This is a genomic window from Bradyrhizobium huanghuaihaiense, assembly GCF_007830635.1.
GTDB lineage: Bacteria > Pseudomonadota > Alphaproteobacteria > Rhizobiales > Xanthobacteraceae > Bradyrhizobium > Bradyrhizobium huanghuaihaiense.
In genome coordinates, this window is record NZ_VLLA01000002.1 from 315263 (window position 1) to 338456 (window position 23194).

The window sequence follows — 23194 nt, forward strand, 5'->3', positions numbered from 1 at the left end:
CAACTTTCAATCGACTATCGGAGCAATCGAGCGACATGGATTCCGTGAACGCGACCAGCCGCGAAGCTTTGGAATCGAGCATTGCATCGGCGACGCAAGGCGTCCTCGGCTTCCAGCAAGCCGACGGCCATTGGGTGTTCGAGCTCGAGGCCGATTGCACGATTCCGGCCGAGTACATCCTGCTGCGCCACTATCTCGCCGAGCCGGTCGACACCGTGCTCGAGGCCAAGATCGGCAATTATCTGCGTCGCGTGCAGGGCGCCCATGGCGGCTGGCCCCTCGTGCATGACGGCGAGTTCGACATGAGCGCCAGCGTGAAGGCGTACTTCGCGCTGAAGATGATCGGCGACTCCGTCGATGCCCCGCACATGGTGCGCGCGCGCGAGGCGATCCACGCCCGCGGCGGCGCGATCAACAGCAACGTCTTCACCCGCTTCCTGCTCGCGACGTTCGGCGTCGTGAGCTGGCGCGCGGTGCCGGTGCTGCCGATCGAGATCGTGCTGCTGCCGTTCTGGTCGCCGTTCCATCTCAACAAGATCTCCTACTGGGCGCGCACCACCATGGTGCCGCTGATGGTGATCGCCGCGCTGAAGCCGCGCGCGAGGAATCCGAAGGGCGTCGGCATCGACGAGTTGTTCCTGCAGGATCCGCGCTCGATCGGCATGACCGCGAAGGCGCCGCACCAGAGCATGGCCTGGTTCCTGCTGTTTCGTTCGCTCGATGCGATCCTGCGCGTGATCGAGCCGCTGTTTCCGAAGAGCCTGCGCAAGCGCGCGATCGACGCCGCGCTCGCCTTCACCGAGGAGCGGCTCAACGGCGAGGACGGCATGGGCGCGATCTATCCGCCGATGGCCAACATCGTCATGATGTACGACGCGCTCGGCAAGGACGAGAACTTCCCGCCGCGCGCGATCACGCGCCGCGGCATCGACAAGCTGCTCGTGATCGGCGACGACGAAGCCTATTGCCAGCCCTGCGTCTCGCCGGTGTGGGACACGACGCTGACCGCGCACGCGCTGCTGGAAGCCGGCGGCGACAAGGCGGTGCCTGCGGCGAAGCAGGGCCTCGACTGGCTGATCCCGAGGCAGGAGCTCGAGGTGAAGGGCGACTGGGCGGCGAAGCGGCCCGACGTTCGCCCCGGCGGCTGGGCCTTCCAGTACAACAATGCGCATTACCCCGATCTCGACGACACCGCCGTGGTGGTGATGTCGATGGACCGCATGCGCCGCGAGCACGGTGCGACCGGCTATGATGCCGCGATCGCCCGCGGCCGGGAGTGGATCGAGGGCATGCAGAGCGACGACGGCGGCTGGGCCGCCTTCGACGTCAACAACCTCGAATATTACCTCAACAACATCCCGTTCTCGGACCATGGCGCGCTGCTCGATCCGCCGACCGAGGACGTCACCGCGCGCTGCATCTCGATGCTGGCCCAGCTCGGCGAGACCGAGAAGACCAGCAAGCACGTCGCCGACGGCGTCGCCTACCTCAGGAAGACCCAGCACCCCGAGGGGTCCTGGTACGGCCGCTGGGGCATGAACTTCATCTATGGAACCTGGTCGGTGGTCTGCGCCCTCAACATGGCCGGCGTCCGCCACGACGACCCCATGATCCGGAAAGCCGCTGACTGGCTGGCCTCGATCCAGAACGACGACGGTGGCTGGGGCGAGGACGCCGTCAGCTACCGCCTGGACTACAAGGGCTGGGAAGCCGCCCCCTCGACCGCCTCGCAAACGGCATGGGCCTTGCTTGCCCTGATGGCGGCAGGCGAGGTTGATCACCCGGCCGTCGCCCGCGGGGTGGAGTACCTGATTGCAACACAGAACGAAAAAGGACTGTGGGACGAGCAGCGGTATACCGCCACAGGCTTCCCCCGCGTGTTCTATCTACGGTATCATGGTTACCCAAAGTTCTTTCCGCTGTGGGCGTTGGCGCGGTATCGGAACTTGCGGAACACCAACAGCAGGGTGGTAGGGGTCGGAATGTGACTTTGGGGACGGGGGACTATATTACCGCGGGTAATGCCATCGACCCGCGGCCGATACTGATCGTGACCGGATTGGTGCAGGAGGCCCGTATTGCGGCCGGTCCTGGCATGGCGGTCATCTGTTCGTCCAGCAGCCCGGCCCAGTTGCGGGCGCTGCTGACGGTGGTGGACCCTGAAACGATTCGCGGCGTGATCTCGTTCGGCGTGGCCGGCGGGCTCGACCCGACGCTGCGCTCCGGCGACGTCGTGCTGGCGACCGAGGTGCTGTCCGGCGACACCCGCTGGGCCGCCGGCCTGTCGCTCGGCGACGACCTGATCGAGCGCCTGACCTCGGGCCGCCGCCGCGTGGTGCGCGGCAGCCTCGCCGGCGCCGAGGAGGTGGTCACGAAGCGGTCCTGCAAGGCGGCGCTGCACTCCGAAACCGGAGCCTCCGCCGTCGATATGGAAAGCCACATCGCGGCGGCCTACGCCGCCGAGGCCGGGCTGCCCTTCGCCGCGGTCCGCGTCATCAGCGACCCCGCCCACCGCGCGCTGCCCGCGCTCGCCCGCGCCGCGATCAAGCCGAACGGCCAGATCGACCTCGCCGCGGTGCTGCGTGGCATCGTCCGCAACCCGGCAACGCTGCATGCGCTGGTCTCGACCGGCATCGACTTCAACCGCGCGCTGCGCTCACTGCGCGGCTGCCGCGACTATCTGATCGGCACTGAACTCGTCGACAGCGAGGCTTTGGTCTCCAAGGCGGCCTGATCTCTTGATGCGATAAAACAAAAGGCCCGGTCATCATTGGCGACCGGGCCTTTTGCGTTTTGGTGCATGCTCACTCGGTCGCCTCCATGCGGTTTCGGTCCACGACCCACAAGGTCCGTCGCACCATGCCCTCGACGATTGCCGCCGATTCGCTCGGACGCAGATAGATCGCCGTGGACTTGAGCAGCCATGGCAACACCGCTTGCTCGAGCCGCTCCTCATAGGCGCGGCGCATCATGTCAAATGCCTGCAGGCCGGGTCCCGCCAGGATCACATGGTGTGGGCGCAGCACCGATATCGTTGCCGCGACCGCCTCGGCAAGCGCGCGACCTGCCTGCTGGAAGACGTGCTCGAGACGGGGATCGCCGCTCCGCGCTCGCTCGCGCAGGAGGGCCATCTGCGCCTCGGAGGGCTGTTGCGCCGCCGCCGGCGGCAAGTCGAGAAAGGTGCGAGCGTCGCGGTAGAGCGCATAGTCGGCGAGATGGGCCTCGATGCAGCCGCGCTGGCCGCAGCGGCATTGCGGCCCGTTCGATCCCAATTTGATATGGCCAATCTCGCTGCCGGCGCCGGCGCCCCAGCGCGCTTCGCCGTCGACAACGACGCCCATGCCGACGCCGTGGCCGACCATGATCGTGGCCGAGAGGCCCTGCGCCAGTGACGGCTCCGCGGCGGTGAGGGCGAGCGCAACCGCGACAGCGTCATTCGCCATCACGACTTCGGCGTCGAAAGCCTGGCGCACCGGCTTCACCAGATCGACATCGGTGACGGACAGCGCCGGACTCCAAAGATGCCGGCCGGTGTCCGCGTTCACGATGCCTTGGAGGGCAATCCCTATTCCCAACAGGCGATGGCGCGGTGTGGCCGTCGCCTCGAGCATCGTATCGATCTGCGCAATCACGAGATCGCACAACGCGCCCGTATCGAGAGCCCGCGTCGCGATTTCGAGCCGCGATTGCGCCAGGCCGGAGCCGCTGAAATCCGCGATCAGTGTTTCAATCAGATTCATGCGGAGCGAGACCGCGATGATGCGGCCGAACTCCGGGTTCAGGGTCAGCAGCACGGCCGGCCGGCCACGGCGGCGGCCGTTCAGCCCGTCCGCATCGTCTTCGTCCGCGTCGTCGGACCATGAGGTTGCCGCCGTTTCGGTCTCGCACAGCAGCTCTTCCGCGATCAGTCTCGACGTCAAGCCAGACACGGCGGGGAAGCTCAATCCCGTGCTCCGGGCGAGCTCCACACGCGGTAACGGCCCCTGGCGTCGCAAGACCTCTACGAGGCGGCCGCGATTCGAGCCGCGGGACATGCCTGAAATACGTTTCGGGGGCTCAATTTGGTCAGCCATGTTGTCTCTTTAATTCAGTAGGTGAAATTAATAGGCGCGCATCCCATAAGGTGTTGTTGAAAAGGCACAGCTATGGTGCGTCGTTGCGTCGCTATATTTACTATTATCATACCTCATGTACTATTTCCGCTTGAAGAAGGAGCCAGTACATCCTGATTTTGATGTTTTTGCTCTGCGACATTTCTTCGCTTCGTGAATAAAACAAGGCGCAAAAGCGTCGTGAAGCCCCTCATCCGGGGCACCAAAGGGAGGTGCACATGAACGGATCGATGAAGAAATTGCTAGTGCCGTTGCTCGCGACCGCCGCGCTCGCGATGGCGACGGGGATGGCGCAGGCCCAGCAGAAAAAGACCATCGCGCTGGTCACCAATGTTGCGGCCGACTTCTGGACCATCGCCGGCCGCGGGCTCGAGAAGGCTCAGAAGGAGCACCCGGACTACAATATCGAATTGATCGTCACCAACGAAGGCACGGCGGCGGGCCAGCGGCGCGAGCTGGACGACCTGCTGGTGCGTGGTGTCGCCGGCATCTCCATCTCGGTCGACGATGCGCCGCACGCGACCGAACAGCTCAACAAGGTTGCAGCCAAGACCGTGTTGATCACGACGGACAGCGATGCGCCGCAGAGCAATCGTCTCGCCTATATCGGTACCGACAACGTCGCGGCCGGGCGGCAAGCAGGCGAGGAGATCAAGAAGGCGCTGCCGAACGGCGGCAAGATCGCGCTGTTCGTCGGCACGATGGACGCGGACAATGCTCGCGAGCGGGTGCAGGGGATCAAGGACGCGATCGCCGGCACCAAGGTCGAACTGGTCGACGTGTTCACGGACCAGGTGGACTTCGCCAAGGCCAAGGCGAATATGGAGAACGTGCTCGTCAAATATCCCGACATTGCGCTGTTGTCCGGTCTTTGGAGCTACGAGACACCGCTGATCTATGACGCGGTCAAGGCGGCGGGCAAGGCCGGCAAGGTGAAGATCGTCGGCTTCGACGAGGACCAGCGCACGCTGCGGGGAATATCCGACGGCACAATCGAATCCACTGTCGTGCAGCAGCCGTACGAGTTCGGCTATCTCTCCGCCACTAACATCATCAAGACGCTGAACGGCGACAAGTCCTGGATTCCGCCGGGCGGCAAGCTGATCGTGCCAACCCAGGTGATCAGCAAGTCCAACGTCGCGGACTTCACCGCAAATCTGAAGGGACTGCTGAAGAAGTGACTTTCAGCGCCTTTCGACGCCCGGCTGGCACAGTCGGGCGTCGTGCGGGAGGAAACGAATGGCGGAAATCCTGTTCGAACTCGCCGGGATCAGCAAGTCCTATCCCGGGGTCATGGCCCTCGACGATGTCAGCCTGCGTGTGTACCGCCGCGAGGTCTTGGGCCTGATCGGCGAGAACGGCGCCGGCAAATCGACGCTGATGCGCGTGCTGGGTGGCGTGATCGCGCCGAGCGAGGGCGTGATCCGCATCGGCGGCACCGAGCGCGTCCGTATGACGGTGAACGAGGCGACGCAGGCCGGCATCGCCTTCGTGCATCAGGAATTGAACCTTTTCGAAAATCTCGACGTCGCCGCCAACGTCTTCATTGGACGCGAGAGGCTCGTCGGCGGCCCGCTGAAGCTGGTGGACGACGCGGAGATGCGCGCCCGCGTGACGCCGCTGCTGGAGCAGCTGGGCGCCGATTTCTCCCCGGACACGCTGGTCGACAATTTGTCGATCGCCGAGCGTCAGCTGGTGGAGATCGCCAAGGCGCTCTCGATCGACGCCCGCGTGATCATCATGGACGAGCCGACCTCCAGCCTGACGATTTCGGAGACTGAACGGCTGCTGGAGGTGATTGCCGATCTGAAGGCGCACGGCATCTCGGTGATCTACATCTCTCACCGGCTCAGCGAGATCATGACCTGCGCCGACCGCGTCGTGGTGCTCCGCGACGGGCGCACGGTGGGAGAGCTGGCGCGGGACAGGCTGAGCCACGCCGCAATGATCCGGCTGATGATCGGTCGCGACCTGAAAGCGCTGCATACACCGCCGAAGCGGCCGCCGCAGCCGGGCGGCTGCGACATCGTCGGCCTCGTGACGTCGGCCTTTCCCGACCGGCAGATCGATCTTTCCGTGCGGCATGGCGAGATACTCGGGCTGGCAGGGCTCGTGGGTGCCGGCCGCACCTCCCTGGCCCGCGCGGCTTTCGGCATTGATCCGCCGCTGGGCGGCGAGATCAGGATCGACAACGCGCCCGTCGAGGTCGCATCGCCGCGGGACGCGATCAGGCAAGGCATCTATCTGATGCCGGAAGACCGCAAGAAATCCGGACTCGTGCTGGAGCTGCCGATCCGGGAGAACGTGACGCTGGCCAGCCTGCTGAATTACGCACGGATGTGGCTGGTCAGCGGCCCGGCTGAGCGCAAGGTCTCGACAGAGCAGGTGAGGCGCCTCTCCATCAAGGTGCCCAGCATCGACATGGAGGCCGTGACGCTCTCCGGCGGCAACCAGCAAAAGGTCGTGCTGGGCAAGTGGCTTTCGATGCAGCCGCGCGTGATGTTCTTCGACGAGCCGACCCGTGGCGTCGATGTCGGTGCCAAGAGCGAGATCTACGCGCTGATGCGAGAGCTCGCCGACCAGGGCGTCGCGATCGTGATGATTTCTTCGGACATGGAGGAGGTCATTGGCGTCTCCGACCGCATCGCCGTGATGCATGAAGGGAGCGTCAGCGGCGTGCTGGAGCGCCCGCAGTTCAGCGAATACAACGTGCTGCAGCTTGCAATCGGCCAGGCGCCGGAAACCGTGGAAGCGGCTGCGCCATGAACAAGAAAGAACTCGGCCTGGGCTTGCTGCTCCTGGTGATTGCCGCCGTCACGGGCGCGATCAATCCGGCCTTCCTGTCGCTGGTGAACTTGCTGAACATGGCCAACCTGATCGGCCTGTTCGGTGTGTTTGCGCTCGGCGAGGGGCTCGTGATCATCACCGGCGGCATCGACCTCTCGCTTGGCTCGATGTTCGCGCTGCTCGGCGTCATATTCATCGATCTTCTGACGACGTATCAGGTTCCCTGGCCCTTGGCGCTGCTGGCCGTGTTGCTGGGCGGGCTGGTGCTGGGAGCAATTCAGGGTTTCCTCGTCACCCGGCTGAAGATGCAGCCCTTCATCGTGACGCTGTGCGGGTTGCTGATCTATCGCGGCGCCGCCCGCTACTATACGTCCGACTCGACACGCGGCTTCGGCTACGGCGACGAGGCCGCGACGTTGAGCAGCATTGCCTCCGGCAATGTGGCGGGCATCCCGAACACCTTTATCCTTCTGATCATCCTTGCGCTCGTCCTCGGCGTGGTGCTGCACCGCTCGGTCTACGGGCGCTGGCTTTATGCCGTCGGCAAGAACGAGGAAGCGGCGCGCTTCTCGGGCATCAACACCAATCTCGTGATCGCAACCGCCTACATCATCAGCGGTTTGCTCGCCGGAGTTTCAACTGTCTTGTTCGTGTTCTACACGAACTCGGTGTCTCCGAGCTCCTTCGGCAATTTCTATGAGCTCTACGCAATCGCGGCTGCCGTCCTCGGCGGGTGCAGCCTGCGCGGCGGCGAAGGCTCGATCCTCGGCATCGTGCTGGGGACTGCGCTGCTGCAGGTGCTGCAGAACCTCGTGAACATCCTGGGCATCCCCAATTCCCTGAACTTCGCGGTGATGGGGACGGTGATTCTGATCGGCGTGTTGGCGGATCATCAGTTGCAGGCCCGGCGTCGGCGCAAGATGGCGCTGGCCGGCCTCGCCCGCACGGCGCCGCGATCGACACTTGAAGGACAGCAGAGCGCAGCACCGCACGGCGTGGGCGCGCTGCCGGTGAGAACGGGCGACCAGGCATGACGGATCCAGGCTCCAGTTGACACAGGGCAGCTGCGTGGGCGCGCGGCTGTGACGGTGTGTGCTGGGGAAGGAGCACGTTCCAGGCTCGAGGGCTTGGCGGGAACGTGAGGCAAGAACGACAAAGCCTGAGACGGCGGGAGGACGAGTAATGTTGCGCAGGTTAGTGAGCACTGCACGTGTGTGCGGTGTCGGGATCGCTTTGTCATCGCTGATGGCTGGTGGAGTGCATGCGGCGGATATGGTGACGAAAGCTGCGCCTGTTCCTTATGCTGAAACCGATGATTTCTGGACGAGGCCATACCTGTTCGGCGATCTCGGCAGGACAAAGCTGAAGGAGCAGGGCATCGAGCTGGGCCTGACGCTGGGTAACGAATCCGTCGGCAACGTCACGGGCGGAAGCAAGAACACTGCGGCGAACGCTGGTCAGTTGTGGTTCGGCGCGAAGCTCGACATGGGGAAGCTCGCCGGCATCCAGGGCGGCACCGTCGGCCTTACGCTGGTCGATCGCTTCGGCCGCAACCTGAATGATCAGGCGGGCATTCCCGCCTTGCAACTGACCAACGAGGTGTTCGGCCGCGGCAACATTCTGCGCCTGACCCAGCTCTACTACTCGCAGAAACTTCTCGATGACCGCCTTGAGCTCAAGGGCGGCCGTCTTCCCGTCGGCTCCGACTTCTTCTTCGGTCTGTGCGAGTTCATCAACCTGACCTTCTGCGGCGGCCAGCCCGGCAACATCCAGGGCGGCTACATCTACAACTGGCCGGTGAGCCAGTGGGCCGGTGTCGTCCACTACAAGCTGGCGCCGGAATTCACGATTTCGGTCGGCGTCTACGACGCCAATCCGAATTACCTGACGACGTCAGACCCGACCGTCTACTTCCTGCCGGGCGTCCCTCACTCGACCCCCGCCAGCGGCGTGATGGTCCCGGTGGAGTTGGTGTGGGCGCCGACGGGGCCCTTGAACGGGACCTGGAGGTTTGGCGGCTGGTACGACAGCGCATCGACCATTGATGGTGGCCTTCCCGGTATCATCTCCACCATCCCCGGCGTTGGAGGCGTCCCGGATCAAAATCTCGGAAGTCAAAGGGGCCGCTACGGCGTCTACGAGTCGATCCTGCAACGGCTGACCGTCGACGGCCCCGGTGCGGTGGGTTGGTATACCTTCCTCAATACGACCGTTGCCGATCACCGGACGTCTTACCAGGACTACCAGATCGCCCTCGGCTTCCGGCATACCGGAACGTTCTCCTGGCGTCCCCAGGACGAAGTCGGCTTCGCGGTGGGCACGACCCACGTGAATTCGGCGGCCTTCGGCCCCAACGCCGGCGGCAACGAAGTTCCGCTCGAAGTCTGGTACGGATGGCAGGCGACCGGCTGGATGAACCTCAAGTTCGACGCGCAATATGTGATCAATCCCGGCGGGCGCGGCTACAACGCCGCGGGCGTGAAGACCGACAATGCCGTGGTTCTCGGCATGCGCACCGAGGTCCACTTCTGATGTGAACGCGAAGCCGCCTGATGCGAAAGCCAGGGCATGCCCGTCGACGGGCATGTCAGGAAGCATCGGAGCGTAAGCAACATGCGGCGGCCCCGCCCTTGGCGAAGCCGCCCTGCAAGTGAGATTTCAGTCATCCCGCACGTTGTCGCTGCCGGTGCAACCCATGCGACGAACGCGAAGCTGAACAAAGCAAAAGGCCCGGTCGCCATTAGCGACCGGGTCTTTGTGTTTCGATGTTCGTAGCCGGCGCTTACGCGGCCGTCGAAGCCTTCCGTGCAGCCTTCTCCTGCGCAGCGGCGGCCTCGTCCTTGCGGATCTCGGAGAGCTTCTTCTGGACCTGCTCGGAGAAGATGTACTGCGCCGGGCGCTGCTTGGACATATCGATCTCCGGCACCATCGGGCCAGTGGTCTTGATGCCGCGCAGCGACACCCACATCGCCTTCAGCGGGTTGTTGAGGGCAGCGGTTGCCGCGGTCGGCTCGTAGCCGCAGTGGGCCATACAGTCGGCGCACTTCTCGTACTTGCCGGTGCCGTAGGTCTCCCAGTCGGTGGTGTCCATCAGCTCCTTGAAGGTTTTTGCGTAGCCTTCACCGAGCAGGTAGCAGGGCTTCTGCCAACCGAAGATGTTGCGCGCGGGCATGCCCCAGGGGGTGCACTCGTATTCCTGGTTGCCGGCGAGGAAGTCCAGGAACAGGCCGGAATGCATGAAATTCCACTTCTTGCCCTTGCCCATCGCGAAGACGTCGCGGAACAGCTTCTTGGTCTTGGTGCGGTTGAGGAAGTGCTCCTGGTCCGGCGCGCGCTCATAGGCGTAGCCCGGCGACATCGAGACGCCGACGCCGAGCTCGACGGTGAGGTCCAGGAACTTCGCGATCTCCTCGGCCGGATGGCCGTCGAAGATGGTGGCGTTGACGTTGACGGTGAAGCCGCGCGCCTTGGCCGCCTTGATCGCGGAGACGGCGCGGTCGAACACGCCCTTCTGCGACACGGCCTTGTCGTGGTGGTCCTTCAGGCCGTCGAGATGCACCGAGAAGAACAGGTACGGCGAGGGCTCGAACAAATCGAGCTTCTTCTCCAGCAACAGCGCGTTGGTGCAGAGCGAGACGAACTTCTTGCGCGCGACGAGGCCGCGCACGATCTCGCCGATCTCCTTGTGGATCAGCGGCTCGCCGCCGGGAATGGCGACCATCGGCGCGCCGCATTCGTCGGCGGCGTCCCAGCACTCCTGCGCCGTCATGCGGCGGTTCAGGATCGCATCGGGATAATCGATCTTGCCGCAGCCGACGCAGGCGAGGTTGCAGCGGAACAGCGGCTCCAGCATCAGCACGAGCGGGTAGCGCTTGCGGCCAAGCAGTTTCTGCTTGAGCAAATAGCCGCCGATACGCATTTCCTTGAAGAAGGGGATTGCCATTACACGTTTCTTTCTGGGCTTGAAATTCGGGTGGGTCAGCTCGCGGCCAGTTGGGCCGGAAGCCGGAATTCGATGTTTTCCTCGCGACCGGGGAGCACCTGGACCTTGACCGGTCCGATCCGCCGCATCGCTTCGATCACGTCATCCACGAGTACCTCAGGCGCCGAAGCGCCGGCCGTGACGCCGACGGTCCTGGCATCTTTCAACCACTCCGGATTGAGCTCGCTGCCGTCGGCAATCAAATAACTCGCGACGCCGGCTTCAGTGCCGATTTCGCGGAGCCTGTTCGAGTTCGAGCTGTTGGCAGCGCCCACCACCAAGATCACGTCGACCAGCTTGCTCAAGTCCCTTACCGCAGATTGGCGGTTCTGTGTCGCATAGCAGATATCCCGGATATCCGGGCCTTGAATATCTGTAAAGCGGGCCTGGAGGGCCGCGATGATGTCCCTTGTGTCGTCGACCGACAGGGTGGTCTGGGTGATGTAGGCCACTGGGCTATCCGCCGGCAGCGTCAGGGCGTTAACCTCTTCAACGCTTTGAACAAGTAGCACCGGCCCGGGGACCTGGCCCATCGTGCCCTCGACTTCGGGGTGGCCGGCATGGCCGATCAGGATCAGGGTGCGGCCCTTGGTGATGTAGCGCTTCCCCTGATTGTGAACTTTCGTGACCAGCGGGCAGGTGGCATTGAGCACCGGAAGGTCGCGCGCGGCGGCCTCTTCCTCGACGCTTCGGGCGACGCCATGGGCGCTGAAGACCGTGACCGATTTCGGTGGAACCTCGGACAGTTCCTCGACGAAAATGGCGCCTTTGTTCTTCAGGCTCTCCACCACGTATTTGTTGTGCACGATCTCGTGGCGCACGTAGACGGGCGGGCCGTATTTCTCCAGGGCCCGTTCCACGATCTCGATTGCACGCACCACACCCGCACAGAAGCCGCGCGGCTGCGCCAGATAAACTTCCATAGGACGCCCATCACGCAAGTTGCACCAATCCGCTTCCTTGTCCCCAGCGGCACCCAAACCTGACCAATGGGTTGCAATAAACGCACCACTGGCCTCGCGCACGCGGTAACCGCCCACCCCAACTGGGCCCGGCGCATGGAGGCACAGCACTTTGTGTCAAAAAATCGGCAGAAAGGAAAGCTCAGATGAAACTATAGTTCCCCGCCAGCTGAGTTTTGCGGTAGCATAGTATAGGAAGTGCCGTGAGCAGAATGGCGACATTTGTGCTCACCCCTTCGTCACTTTCCCGCCTCAACTGCACGGCTATACCGACCGCCCCGCATGATTTTGCCACGGTCTTCCGCCGTTTACCTCGAACCTTCTTGCGGCGAGAACCACTCAAAACAGCAATAGGTTTCGCCCGGGAACTCCGATAAACAGCGGGCGTTTCCGGCAAGCTGTTAACCGCAGAAAGAAAAGAAGTGCTGCAAAGCGTAGTCGTTGCCATCGTCAGGGCCTGCACCCGGCTTGCCTCCCTCGTCGTCGTTCTCGGGCTCCTGCTGTCGGTGGCCGCGGGCTATTACGCTGCGCGCCATTTCGCCATCAACACCGACATCAATTCGCTGATTGCCAAAAATCTCGACTGGCGGCAGCGCGACCAGCAGTTCGACCGCGCCTTCGACCGCGATGCGACGATTCTGGCGGTCGTCGAGGCGAGGACGCCGGAGATGGCGACCGCCGCGGCGGATGCGCTCTACGCGAAGCTGAAAGACGACAAGACCAATTTCGTGTCGATGCAGCAGCTCGGCACCGGCGAGTTCTTCGAGCGGAATGGCCTGTTGTTCCTGCCGACCGAAGAGGTTGCCAAGGCGACCAGTCAATTCGAATCCGCAGCGCCCCTGATCGAGATCATGGCGGGCGATCCCTCGATCCGCGGCCTGACCGGCGCGCTCGAGACCGGGCTTGCCGGCGTCAAGCGGGGGCAGGTGAAGCTCGACGGCACCGCGCGGCCCTTCAACCAGATCGCGCAGACCGTCGAGACCGTGCTCAACAAGGGCAATGCGAGCTTCTCCTGGCGCGAGTTGGTCAGCGACGAGCCGCTGTCGGATTCGGACAAGCGGGCCTTCATCGAGTTCAAGCCGATCCTCGACTACAACGCGCTGGAGCCCGGCAAGGACGCCACCGACGCGATCCGCAAGGCGGCCGCCGACCTCGATTTCCCGACCAAATTCCAGGCACGGGTGCGCCTGACCGGTCCGGTCCCGATCGCGAACGAGGAATACGCGACCGTCCAGGAAGGCGCTGTCGTCAACGGCGTCGGCACCGTCCTCGTCGTGCTGCTGATCCTGTGGCTGGCGCTGCATTCGGCGAAGATCATCTTCGCCGTGTTCGTCAATCTCTTCGTCGGCCTCGCGATCACGACCGCAGCCGGCCTGATGATGGTCGGATCGTTCAATCTGCTGTCGATCGCGTTCGCGGTGCTGTTCGTCGGCCTCGGCGTCGATTTCGGCATCCAGTACAGCGTCCGCTATCGCTCGGAGCGCTACAAGCACAACGACCTCTCCGGTGCGCTGGTGCTGGCTGCGAAACGCTCGGCGGTGCCGCTGTCGCTCGCGGCGATGGCGACCGCAGCGGGCTTCCTTTGCTTCATGCCGACGGACTACCAGGGCATCGCGGAGCTGGGCCAGATCGCCGGCGTCGGCATGCTGGTGGCCTTCCTCTCCTCGATCACCGTTCTGCCGGCGCTGCTGAAGCTTCTGAACCCGCCCGGCGAGATGGAGCCGGTCGGTTACGCCTTTCTGGCACCGCTCGACCACTTTCTGGAGAAGCACCGCGTGCTGGTCGTCGGGGGCACGCTGCTGCTCGCGCTCGCCGGCCTGCCGCTGCTCTACTTCATGAAGTTCGACTTCAACCCGATGAATCTGCGCAATCCGCACGCCGAGTCGATCGCGACCTTCCTCGACCTGCGCAAGGATCCCAACACCGGCGCCAATGCCATCAACGTGATGACCACGTCGGAGGAGCAGGCAAGACAGGTCCAGGCGAAGCTGGAGAAGGTGCCCGAGGTGCTCCGGGTGATGTCGCTCGACAGCTTCGTGCCGCAGGACCAGCAGCCGAAGCTGAAGCTGATCGCGCAGGGCGCCAAGGTGCTGAACCCCGCGCTCAATCCTGATCAGATCGATGCGGCGCCGACGGACCAGGAGAACGTGGAATCGCTGAAATCGTCGGTCGACAATCTGCGCCGGACCGCCGGTGACGCGAAGGGCCCGGGCGCGGTCGCCTCGCGCCGGCTCGCCGATGCGCTCGAGAAGCTCGCCAATGGCGACGAGGCCACGCGCAACAAGGCGCAGGACGTCTTCGTCACGCCGATGAAGATCGTGTTCGACCAGCTCAGGAACGCGTTGCAGGCAGGCCCCGTCACCCTGAGCTCACTGCCGCCCGACCTCGTCAGCGCCTGGAAGAGCAAGGACGGCATCATCCGCGTCGAGGCGCTGCCCAAGGGCGATCCCAACGACAACGACACGCTGCGCAAGTTTGCGGCGGCGGTGCTCAAGGCCGAGCCGACCGCGATCGGCGGGCCGGTCTCGATCCTGAAGTCCGGCGACACCGTGGTGAAGGCGTTCATCCACGCCGGCATCTACGCGCTGCTCGTGATCGGCCTCTTGCTGTGGATCACGCTGCGCCGGTTCGTGGACGTGCTGATGACGCTGGTGCCGCTTCTGGTTGCCGGCGCCGTGACGCTCGAAATCTGCGTGTTGATCGGTCTGCCGCTCAACTTCGCCAACATCGTCGCGTTCCCGCTGCTGCTCGGCGTCGGCGTCGCGTTCAAGATCTATTATGTCGTGGCCTGGCGCTCCGGCAGAACAAACCTGCTTCAGACCAGCCTGACGCGCGCGATCTTCTTCAGCGCGCTGACGACGGCGACCGCGTTCGGCAGCCTGTGGCTGTCGAGCCATCCCGGCACGTCGAGCATGGGCAAGCTGCTGGCGCTCTCGCTGGTGACGACGCTCGCCGCGGTGTTGCTGTTCCAGCCGGCCCTAATGGGCAAGCCCCGCAATGTCAGGGAGTAGGCAGATGTCGCCGACGGGATCGGCGGCGGCCTTCTGACCGGGCTTGGTCGCGGCGGTCTTCGCGGCCGGCGCAGACGCTGTGGCGCCCGTGGTGGCTTGGGGGGGCGGGGCTGCTTGTTGCGCTGCCTGTTGTGCTCCCTGTTGTGTTCCTTGGGCTTTCGGCGCCGCGCCGGCGGACTTCGGCGCGCCCTTGGCCATGGCATTGGCGGGGCTCAAGGGGATCGGCGGCCCGACTCGGGTCCAGGTCTCGCCACCACAGAGGAAGCCCATCACGCAGCCCTTGATTTCGAGCTGGTCGGTGCCGACAGGTGTGATGGTCGCACTGTAGGTCTGGCCGTCTTGCGCGTTATAGACCTGTCCTTCCCACTGATCGGCGCCGGGCTTCTTCTTCATGTCGATCAGGGTCGGCATGCCCAACGTGGGCCTGTTCTTTTTCGAGACATCCGGGTTGTTCTCGTCGCGGCCGCCGGGCTTCTTTTCCCAGGAAACCGCGCCCCACATGCTGCCATTGCACTGGGCGACGCGGATGTTGGCGACGCCGTCGGCGACCCGCCAGTCGCCGGTGGGATCGGCGGCGAGGGCCGGAGTCAGGTAGGCGTAACCGCCAGCCAGTATAATTCCGGTGTAAAGGGCCAAACGCATGAGTGTTCCTTGGCAGTGCAACATGATCTAAAAGCTGTGCTTGCGAAGATGGTCCGAAAAAGGGCAAAAGGCCGCACAGACCGTTTACAGTAACGGTCCGTTTTCCAGTTGACGAGACGGCCCTCAACCGAAGTATGTAGCGGATGCACAGTCCAAATCCAGACATGTCTCAGCTGTTCGCGGACCGGCAGGCCCAGCGCAGCGCCCTGCATAATCGGTATCTGAACGAGCAGTTCGTCCGGGTCCTGAAGACCATCGGCTACGATGTCGGCTTTCAGAAGGGGCAGGGGCAGTACCTCTACGACCGCGAGGGCGCGCGCTACCTAGACCTGTTGTCCGGCTTTGGCGTGTTTGCGATCGGGCGCAATCATCCGGTCATGCGCGAGGCGCTCAAGAGCGTGCTCGATGCCGACCTGCCCAACCTCGTCCAGTTCGACGTCTCGACGCTCGCCGGCGTGCTGGCCGAGCGCCTGTTGAAATACGTCCCCTATCTCGACAAGGTGTTCTTTGCCAATTCCGGCGCGGAATGCGTTGAGGCCGCGATCAAGTTCGCGCGGGGGGCGACGGGGCGTCCCGGCATCGTCTATTGCGCCCACGGCTATCACGGCCTGACCTATGGCGCGCTGTCGCTGACGGGTGATTCGAACTTCCGCACCGGTTTCGAGCCGCTGCTGCCGGGCTGCACCCCGGTCCCGTTCAACGACCTGGCCGCGCTCGAAAAGGCGCTGGCCTCGCGCGAGGTCGCGGCGTTCATCGTCGAGCCGATCCAGGGCAAGGGCGTCAACCTGCCCACCGACGAGTTCCTGCCCGGCGCCGCCGCGCTCTGCAAGAAGTACGGCACGCTGTTCGTTGCCGACGAGATCCAGACCGGCATGGGCCGCACCGGCCGCTTCCTCGCGGTCGAGCACTGGAACGTCGAGCCCGACATGGTGCTGCTGTCGAAATCGCTCTCGGGCGGCCACGTGCCGGTCGGCGCGGTGCTGACGCGCAAGAGCATCTTCGACAAGATCTTCAACCAGATGGACCGTGCGGTCGTGCACGGCTCCACCTTCTCCAAGAACGACCTCGCCATGGCCGCGGGCATCGCCACGCTCGACGTGATGGAATCGGAGAAGCTCATCGATGCGGCCGCCAAGCGCGGCGCCGAGCTGCGCCTGGCGCTGACGCGCATGGTGCCCGGCTACGAGCTGTTGAAGGAAGTCCGCGGCAAGGGCCTGATGATCGGCATCGAGTTCGGCCCGCCGAAATCACTGCGCCTGCGCGCTTCGTGGAACGTGCTGGAGACCGCCAACAAGGGCCTGTTCTGCCAGCTCATCACCGTGCCGCTGTTCAAGGATCACAAGATCCTCACGCAGGTCGCCGGCCACGGCAGCCACACCATCAAGCTGCTGCCGCCGCTCACCATCACTGAGGAAGATTGCAGCTGGATCGAGAAGGCGTTCGACGACGTCATCGCCGGCAGCCACAAGGTCCCCGGTGCGATCTGGTCGCTCGGCAAGACGCTGGTGGACAACGCGGTGCGGCGGTCGGCCTGAGGCTCCGCCGCGGCCTGGTGTCGCGACCTGCGACCTGCTGAAGCAGTCCGCCTCCTGAAACTCCAAATCGGCCCTTACCTTCCCGGCATTGACCTGACCGGGAGAGGAGTGAGCCATGCCTGTGACTGGCGGCTGTCATTGCGGTGCGATCCGCTATGAAGTGAACGGCGACATGATGGTGCACGCACTCTGCCATTGCGTGGATTGCCGTCGTCACGCCGGAGCACCGATGGTCGGCTGGGCGATGTATTCGCTCGACGCAGTCAAGGTGGTCCGCGGCCAGCCCAAGATCTATCATTCCTCCGAGCACGGACGCCGGCACTTCTGCGCCGATTGCGGCACGGGGCTGTTCTACATCAACGAGAACCTGATGCCTGGCGTCATCGACATCCAGAGCGGCACCTATGACGACCCCGATGCCGTTCCTGCGACGATGCACATCCAGGTCGCCGAACGGATCGGCTGGATGGAGCGCGCTCACGAACTGCCCGTGTTCGAGCGGTTTCCTCCGCTCGAATGACGGCGTGCGTCGGCGCAGCTACCCCTCCACATTCGCCTTCATTGCCGCCTCGAACTTGTCGACGAATTCGGCGAGCTCGTCGGCGCCGAGATCGCTGACGGCCCAGAAATTCAGGCCGCGGCCGCCCCAGCGGCGGCAGTTGAAGCCCTGCATGGTCTGGGTCTTCGGCGGGCGGTGCTCGGTGCTCGCGGTTTGCGACACGAACAAATTGATCACGTGTTGCCGGCGCCGGTAGACCACCGCGCCGATCGCGCGGGCGTCGATGTAGTCGAGGCGGCCGCCGACCAGCGTAAAACCTTGCGCGGTGAGGTCGATCACGGGCGGGGCGACGTCGAGCTTGCCGTTGAACCACGGCTTGACCGTGTGCTGATCGGTCGAGACCACGTCGGTGAGGTGGCCTGCCTGGAGCGAGCGCAGATGCGCGGAGACGACCTCCGACAGGATGCGCTGCTGGTCGTCCTGGCGCAGCACCACGGCGACCACGCCGGAGGCGGCAAGCGCAGAGACGGCCGAGCCCATCGCAAAGCCGCGCAGCACGGAGCGGCGGCTCGGTTGCTGGCGCTGCGGCTGCGGCAGCGAGGCCTCGATGCGGGCGCGCAAGTCCGCCGGCGCGGTGTAGCGCAGATTGGTATCTGCGAGCGCGCGGTGCATCTCGCGCTGCGCGGCAAACTCGGCTGCGCAGGCCGGGCAGCTCGCGATATGCGCTTCGACCTCGCGCGCATGGCCGGCGTCGAGCTCGTTGTCGAGCAGCGCGTGAAGCAGGATCCTTGCTTCGTCGCAGGTCATTTCGCTTGCTCCTCTTCCGCCGTCCAGGCTGCGCGCAGCATGGCGCGGGCGCGGGCGAGGCGGGACATCACGGTGCCGACGGGGACGCCGACCGCCTCGGCGATTTCACGATAGGACAGGTTGTTGATCTCACGCAGCACGAAGGTTTCCTTGAATGGCTCGGCGAGCGCGTCGATCAGCTTGCGGATCGCGCCGGCATCGCGGCTGCGCAGCACTTCAGTCTCGGGGCTCGCCTCGGTCTCCTGCCAGAGCGGCGTCTGCTCGTCGGCGCCGGGCGTGTCCTCGATCGCGCTGGGCCGGTGCGCGCGCCTTGCGTATTCTGCGTTGCAGACGTTGCGCAGGATCGCGAACAGCCAGGGCTTCATCGCCGGCCCGCGGTAGCTGTCAAAATGCTTCAGCGCGCGCAGATAGCACTCCTGCACCGCATCCTCGGCGTCGGAAGCATCGCGCAGCAGATAGCGCGCGAGCGTGTAGACGTCGTCGAGATAGGGCAGCGCCGCCTCGCGGAAGCGCCGTGCCTTCTGCACATCGTCGGTGGCGGGCATCGCTCCTCGCTTTGCCTCTGGTTCTTCTTTTGCCGGGACCGCGGGCGCATGCGCCCGGCCGGCGTGGGACCACCGGCCGGGCAGGACGTTGATGCCTTGGTTGGAGACGTTACTCAACCTTGATCATCCCCGTCATGTGCGGGTGCAGCGAACAAAAATATTTGTAGTCGCCCGCATTGGTGAAGGTGAAGGAGAACTTGTCGTCGGTGTCCAGGGTCTTGGACCTGAACTTGCCGGCGGACACGATGGTGTGCGGGATGTCGTCCCGGTTGGTCCAGGTCACGGTGGTGCCGACCTTGATCTTGAGCTCGGCCGGCTGGAACACGAAATTATCGATATGGATTTCCATGTCGTCGGCACGGGCTTTTGTTGCAGGCAACAGGATGGCCGCGGCCAGAGCGAGACCGAGGTCGACACCGAAGTCGCGGCGATTGAGTGTCTTCATTGTCAGCGTCCGTTCAGCCTTAGCCCTGCAGCGGCGTGTCGATGATCGCGAGCCGCTGCTCGTTCTGCTTGAAGTTGATGCTGGCTACCCCAAGCATGGAGCGGAGCCTTGCGTCCTCGACCTTCATCGGGCCAGGCGAGGGAGCGGCTCCCGGCGCCGGCTGCGGGAAGGCGGTCGAGCGCGCGGTGTGGAAGGTGACGTTGCCCTCGACCTTCTGCATCACCTGGTGGATGTGCCCGTTCAGCACGGTGACCGAACCAAATCCCTTGACGTATTCCAGCGCGCGGCCGCCATCCTCGGTGCCCCAGCCCCATTCGGGATAGACGGTCCAGAGCGGGATGTGGGCGAACAGCACGATCGGTGTCGATTTCGACTTGCCGCGCAGGTCGTCCTCGAGCCAGGCGAGCTGCTCGGTGCCGAGATTGCCGAGGCCGCCTGCCTTGAGGTCGACGACGTTGACGAGGCCGACGAAGTGCACGCCGCCGGCGTCGAACGAGTACCAGCCGTGGCCCTTAGTGCCGCGGCCGTAGCGCTCGCGATAGAGCTTCACCTCCTCGTCGATGAAGTCGTGCTCGCCGGGGACGTAGTGCACGTCGAGCTTGGTCTGCGAGATGATGCGCTCGGCATTGTCGAATTCGGCGGCCTTCGACAGATGCGTGATGTCGCCGGTGTGGATCATGAAGGACGGCTTTGCCGGCATCGCGTTGATCTTGTTCACGGCCTCCTCCAGCGTGCCGAGCGCGTTGGGATTGGCCGGCTTGTCGAAGCCGACATGGCTGTCGCTGATCTGGAGGAAGCTCATGCCGGGCGCCGCCGCGGTCGCGGCCTCAGCGGAATCGATGATGCCGAGCGAGCGCGGCACGCCGCCCGTGACGGTCCAGAGCACCCCGGTGCCGGCCCAGGTCATGCATTCCAGCACCTTGCGTCGGCTGACGCCGTCATCCCCGTGATCTTGTCCGCTCATCGCGCCTCTCCACGTCGCCCGGAATTGGGCTTCGGGGAGGTGATTGCGGAAGCGGGGGAGTTATTCCCGGATGCGATGACGATTTCGTGAGGGGGATTTCGTGTCCCGGACGCGGTGCAGCGCCTTTTGGCGGTGCGCCGCAGAGCCGGGACCCACGCGGCTCGGGCGGTCTGGGCCCCGGCTCTGCGCAGCAGCGTTGCACGCTGCAGCGCGTCCGGGGCACGAGATCTATTTCGCGAACTCATTCACGGCCTTCACCACGGCCGCGGGCACTTCCTGCGCCACACAATGCCCGGCACCTTCAAAGACCAGCGTGCTGACCCGCGGTATCAGCGACACGGCGCGTTGCACCATCTCCTTGTAGATTGGCCCCGATTTTGTGGCAGTCGTGATGCGCACCGGGCAGTCGATCTCGGCCAGCCCTCCAAACGGATTGCCGCGGGCATCGCCAACGTAAACCTGCGTCATCGCCTCGTAGATCGGACGCAGCATCGCGAACTCAATCTCGGGCGTGCAGCAAAGCCGTACACGGCCATCATCGAGGGGCACGAAGCCGTGTTGCACATAGGCGCGCAGCGAGGCCTCTGTCCAATCCGCAAATGCCGGTGCCGCGCGGTAGCGGTTGAAGACGGCATCGGGGCTGTCGAATTCTGCCTGACGGCGCAGCGCGCCTTGCACGCGGGACAGGGAGTCTTCGTCCAATCCGCCGGAGCGGGCCGCGCGCGGGTCCATGATGGTCGGCTCCATCACGAACAGGCGTGTGAAACGGCCCGGCAATAGCGTTGCCGACAGCAGGAGATCGGTCGCGCCGGCGCTGTGGCCGATGCCGTAGATGTCGCGCAGCCCGAGCGCATCGATGACCCGACAGACGTCATCGGCAAAGTCCAGGAAGTGATAGGCTCCAGGCTTGTGGCTAGCGCCGTGGCCGCGGCGATCGAGTGCATAGACGGTATAGGTCGACGCAAGCTCGCGCGCGACCTCTTCCCAGACATCGGCGGCGAAACCGGTGCCGTGCACGAGCAGAGCGGGCGGTTTCGCGCTCTCGCCCCATTGCAACACGGCGATCTCTGCGCCGGCGGGGCCGATTGAAAAGCGCTGGCTGATCATGGGACGGATGCTACTTCGCATCCTCGAGGATCATGGTCGCGCCTTTCTCCGCAATCATCGCCGTCGGCGTGTTGGTGTTGCCCGAGGTGATGGTTGGCATGATCGAGGCATCGACGATGCGCAAATTGCCAAGGCCGTAGAAGCGCAGGCGTTCATCGACCACGGCCATCGGGTCGTTCGCCGTACCCATCTTGGCTGTGCCGACGGGGTGGAAGATGGTGGTGCCGATATCGCCGGCGGCCTTCGCGAGCGAGGCGTCGTCGTCGCCGACGGAGGGGCCGGGCAGATATTCGCTCGGGCGATATTTTGCCAGCGCCTTCTGCTGCATCAGGCGCCGCGTGGTGCGGATGGCGTCAGCGGCGACCTGGCGGTCGTCCTCGGTCGACAGGTAGTTTGGCGCGATGATCGGCTTCTCATCAGGCGTTGTCGCGCGCAGCCGCACGGTGCCGCGGGAGGTCGGCTGCAGATTGCAGGCGCTGACCGTGATGGCGGGGAAGCGGTGCAGGGGATCGCCGAACTTGTCGAGCGACAGCGGCTGCACGTGGAACTGAATGTTGGCACGGGCGCGCGTCGCATCGGAGCGCGTGAAGATGCCGAGCTGCGACGGCGCCATGGTCAGAGGACCGCGGCGGCGGAAAGCATAGTCGAGCCCCATCAGGCCGCGGCGGAACAGATTGTAATAGGTCTCATTCAGCGTGCGTACGCCCTCCACCTTGTAGATCGCGCGCTGCTGCAGATGGTCCTGCAGATTGCGGCCGACGCCGGGCTTGTCCATGACGATGTCGATGCCGAGCGGCGAGAGCCAGTCGCCGGGGCCGATGCCGGAGCGATGCAGCACCTGCACCGAGCCGATGGAGCCTGCCGAGAGCACCACCTCGCGTTTCGCACGCGCCTCGATGATCTCGCCGTTCTGGATGAAGCGCACGCCGACGGCGCGGCCCTGCTCTATGATGAGGCGGTCGACCAGGACGTGCTTCTCGAGCCGCAAATTGGGGCGGTTCAGCGCCGGCTTGAGGAAGCCGCGCGCCGAGGACCAGCGCCGTCCGCGCTTCTGGTTGACGTGGAAATAGCTGGTGCCTTCGTTGTCGCCGGTGTTGAAGTCCGGGATGCGCTTGATGCCCATTTCTTCCGCGGCGTCCCCGACGGCATCGAGAACGGCCCAGGACAGCCGCGGTGCCTCGATGCGCCAGCCGCCGCCGGCGCCGTGATGTTCGCTGGCGCCGAGGAAGTGGTCTTCGAGGCGCTTGAACAGTGGGAGAACGTCGTCATAGCCCCAGCCGGTCATGCCGAGCTGACGCCAGTGATCGTAGTCGGCGGCCTGGCCGCGCATCGAGATCATGGCGTTGATCGCCGAGCAGCCGCCGATCACCTTGCCGCGTGGATAGGCCAGCGCGCGGCCGTTTAGGCCCGGTTCGGCCTCGGTCTTGAACATCCAGTCGGAGCGCGGATTGCCGATCGCGAAGAGGTAGCCGACGGGGATGTGGAACCAGATCCAGTTGTCGTCGCCGCCGGCTTCGAGGATGAGCACCCGGTTGCGGGAATCTGCCGAGAGCCGGTTGGCGATGACGCAGCCGGCCGTGCCGGCGCCGACGACAATGTAGTCAAATTCACCTTCGAGCCGTCTCGGCATTCTGCTTCCACCCGTCGCTTAACGTTCCGTCCTAATAGGCAGACCCGCCCGACCGGGACAAGCCCGGCCATGTCTGTTCGTCAGGGCCAGACCCCGATCGCAGGGAGTTGGGTGGACTGACGCTTGCATGGTAGACAGTCCTGTATTCCCAACAAAGCTCGAGACC

Annotated in this window: 19 protein-coding genes; 9 read left to right on the plus strand and 10 right to left on the minus strand. The window is 64.5% G+C overall.

Going from position 1 to position 23194, the window contains the following annotated elements:
- Window positions 1-35 precede the first annotated feature (35 nt).
- Complete coding sequence (gene shc, locus IQ16_RS05450) at window positions 36-1988, plus strand: squalene--hopene cyclase (RefSeq protein ID WP_018648016.1); 1953 nt, start codon at window positions 36-38, stop codon at window positions 1986-1988.
- Entirely contained in the window at window positions 1985-2734 is a 750-nt protein-coding gene (locus tag IQ16_RS05455; protein ID WP_026312821.1) for a phosphorylase, read from the plus strand. Before shc ends, IQ16_RS05455 begins: the two co-directional genes overlap by 4 nt.
- A gap of 70 nt (window positions 2735-2804) precedes the next feature.
- Here IQ16_RS05455 and IQ16_RS05460 read toward each other — a convergent pair whose 3' ends face one another.
- Window positions 2805-4073: an ROK family protein gene (locus IQ16_RS05460; protein ID WP_018648014.1), complete on the minus strand. Its 1269-nt coding sequence runs from the start codon at window positions 4071-4073 to the stop codon at window positions 2805-2807.
- A gap of 257 nt (window positions 4074-4330) precedes the next feature.
- Here IQ16_RS05460 and IQ16_RS05465 point away from each other — a divergent pair, with 257 nt between their 5' ends.
- The 4 genes from IQ16_RS05465 (at window position 4331) to IQ16_RS05480 (ending at window position 9431) form a co-directional block, all read left to right on the plus strand.
- On the plus strand, window positions 4331-5293 hold the full coding sequence (locus IQ16_RS05465) for a sugar-binding protein (RefSeq protein WP_080648176.1): 963 nt from the start codon (window positions 4331-4333) through the stop codon (window positions 5291-5293).
- Window positions 5294-5351: 58 nt separating this feature from the next.
- On the plus strand, window positions 5352-6878 hold the full coding sequence (locus IQ16_RS05470; RefSeq protein ID WP_018648012.1) for a sugar ABC transporter ATP-binding protein: 1527 nt from the start codon (window positions 5352-5354) through the stop codon (window positions 6876-6878).
- Window positions 6875-7933, plus strand: coding sequence for an ABC transporter permease (locus tag IQ16_RS05475; RefSeq protein WP_018648011.1), 1059 nt, complete (start codon window positions 6875-6877; stop codon window positions 7931-7933). The genes IQ16_RS05470 and IQ16_RS05475 overlap by 4 nt, the downstream gene beginning before the upstream one ends.
- Window positions 7934-8081: 148 nt before the next feature.
- Entirely contained in the window at window positions 8082-9431 is a 1350-nt protein-coding gene (locus IQ16_RS05480; protein ID WP_018648010.1) for a carbohydrate porin, read from the plus strand.
- Between the two features lie 250 nt (window positions 9432-9681).
- Here the strand turns inward: IQ16_RS05480 and hpnH are convergent, their stop codons facing one another.
- Window positions 9682-10842 (minus strand): adenosyl-hopene transferase HpnH, encoded by a 1161-nt coding sequence (gene hpnH / locus IQ16_RS05485; RefSeq protein ID WP_018648009.1) that lies wholly within the window; start codon window positions 10840-10842, stop codon window positions 9682-9684.
- Between the two features lie 35 nt (window positions 10843-10877).
- Window positions 10878-11804 (minus strand): 4-hydroxy-3-methylbut-2-enyl diphosphate reductase, encoded by a 927-nt coding sequence (gene ispH / locus IQ16_RS05490; RefSeq protein ID WP_018648008.1) that lies wholly within the window; start codon window positions 11802-11804, stop codon window positions 10878-10880.
- Between the two features lie 461 nt (window positions 11805-12265).
- On the opposite strand from ispH, the gene hpnN reads away from it, so the two are divergent.
- Entirely contained in the window at window positions 12266-14854 is a 2589-nt protein-coding gene (gene hpnN, locus IQ16_RS05495) for a hopanoid transporter HpnN (RefSeq protein WP_145831297.1), read from the plus strand.
- Here hpnN and IQ16_RS05500 read toward each other — a convergent pair.
- Complete coding sequence (locus IQ16_RS05500) at window positions 14822-15496, minus strand: DUF2147 domain-containing protein (RefSeq protein WP_018648006.1); 675 nt, start codon at window positions 15494-15496, stop codon at window positions 14822-14824. The genes hpnN and IQ16_RS05500 overlap by 33 nt on opposite strands.
- Window positions 15497-15639: 143 nt before the next feature.
- Here IQ16_RS05500 and hpnO point away from each other — a divergent pair, with 143 nt between their 5' ends.
- Window positions 15640-17031 (plus strand): aminobacteriohopanetriol synthase HpnO, encoded by a 1392-nt coding sequence (gene hpnO / locus IQ16_RS05505; protein ID WP_018648005.1) that lies wholly within the window; start codon window positions 15640-15642, stop codon window positions 17029-17031.
- A 115-nt stretch (window positions 17032-17146) separates the two neighbouring features.
- Window positions 17147-17551 (plus strand): GFA family protein, encoded by a 405-nt coding sequence (locus tag IQ16_RS05510; RefSeq protein WP_026312819.1) that lies wholly within the window; start codon window positions 17147-17149, stop codon window positions 17549-17551.
- Between the two features lie 18 nt (window positions 17552-17569).
- Here IQ16_RS05510 and IQ16_RS05515 read toward each other — a convergent pair whose 3' ends face one another.
- The 6 genes from IQ16_RS05515 to IQ16_RS05540 form a co-directional block, all read right to left on the minus strand.
- Window positions 17570-18337, minus strand: coding sequence for an anti-sigma factor family protein (locus IQ16_RS05515; RefSeq protein WP_018648003.1), 768 nt, complete (start codon window positions 18335-18337; stop codon window positions 17570-17572).
- Window positions 18334-18882, minus strand: coding sequence for a sigma-70 family RNA polymerase sigma factor (locus IQ16_RS05520; RefSeq protein ID WP_026312818.1), 549 nt, complete (start codon window positions 18880-18882; stop codon window positions 18334-18336). Before IQ16_RS05520 ends, IQ16_RS05515 begins: the two co-directional genes overlap by 4 nt.
- 109 nt (window positions 18883-18991) lie before the next feature.
- Window positions 18992-19327 (minus strand): cupredoxin domain-containing protein, encoded by a 336-nt coding sequence (locus IQ16_RS05525; protein WP_018648001.1) that lies wholly within the window; start codon window positions 19325-19327, stop codon window positions 18992-18994.
- A 19-nt stretch (window positions 19328-19346) separates the two neighbouring features.
- Window positions 19347-20291, minus strand: a complete 945-nt coding sequence (locus tag IQ16_RS05530) for a metallophosphoesterase family protein (RefSeq protein WP_018648000.1) — start codon at window positions 20289-20291, stop codon at window positions 19347-19349.
- A gap of 228 nt (window positions 20292-20519) precedes the next feature.
- Entirely contained in the window at window positions 20520-21398 is an 879-nt protein-coding gene (locus tag IQ16_RS05535; protein WP_018647999.1) for an alpha/beta fold hydrolase, read from the minus strand.
- 10 nt (window positions 21399-21408) lie between these two features.
- Window positions 21409-23028 carry a GMC family oxidoreductase gene (locus tag IQ16_RS05540; RefSeq protein ID WP_018647998.1) on the minus strand — a complete coding sequence of 540 codons (1620 nt, stop codon included), beginning with the start codon at window positions 23026-23028 and terminating at the stop codon, window positions 21409-21411.
- Window positions 23029-23194 lie beyond the last annotated feature (166 nt).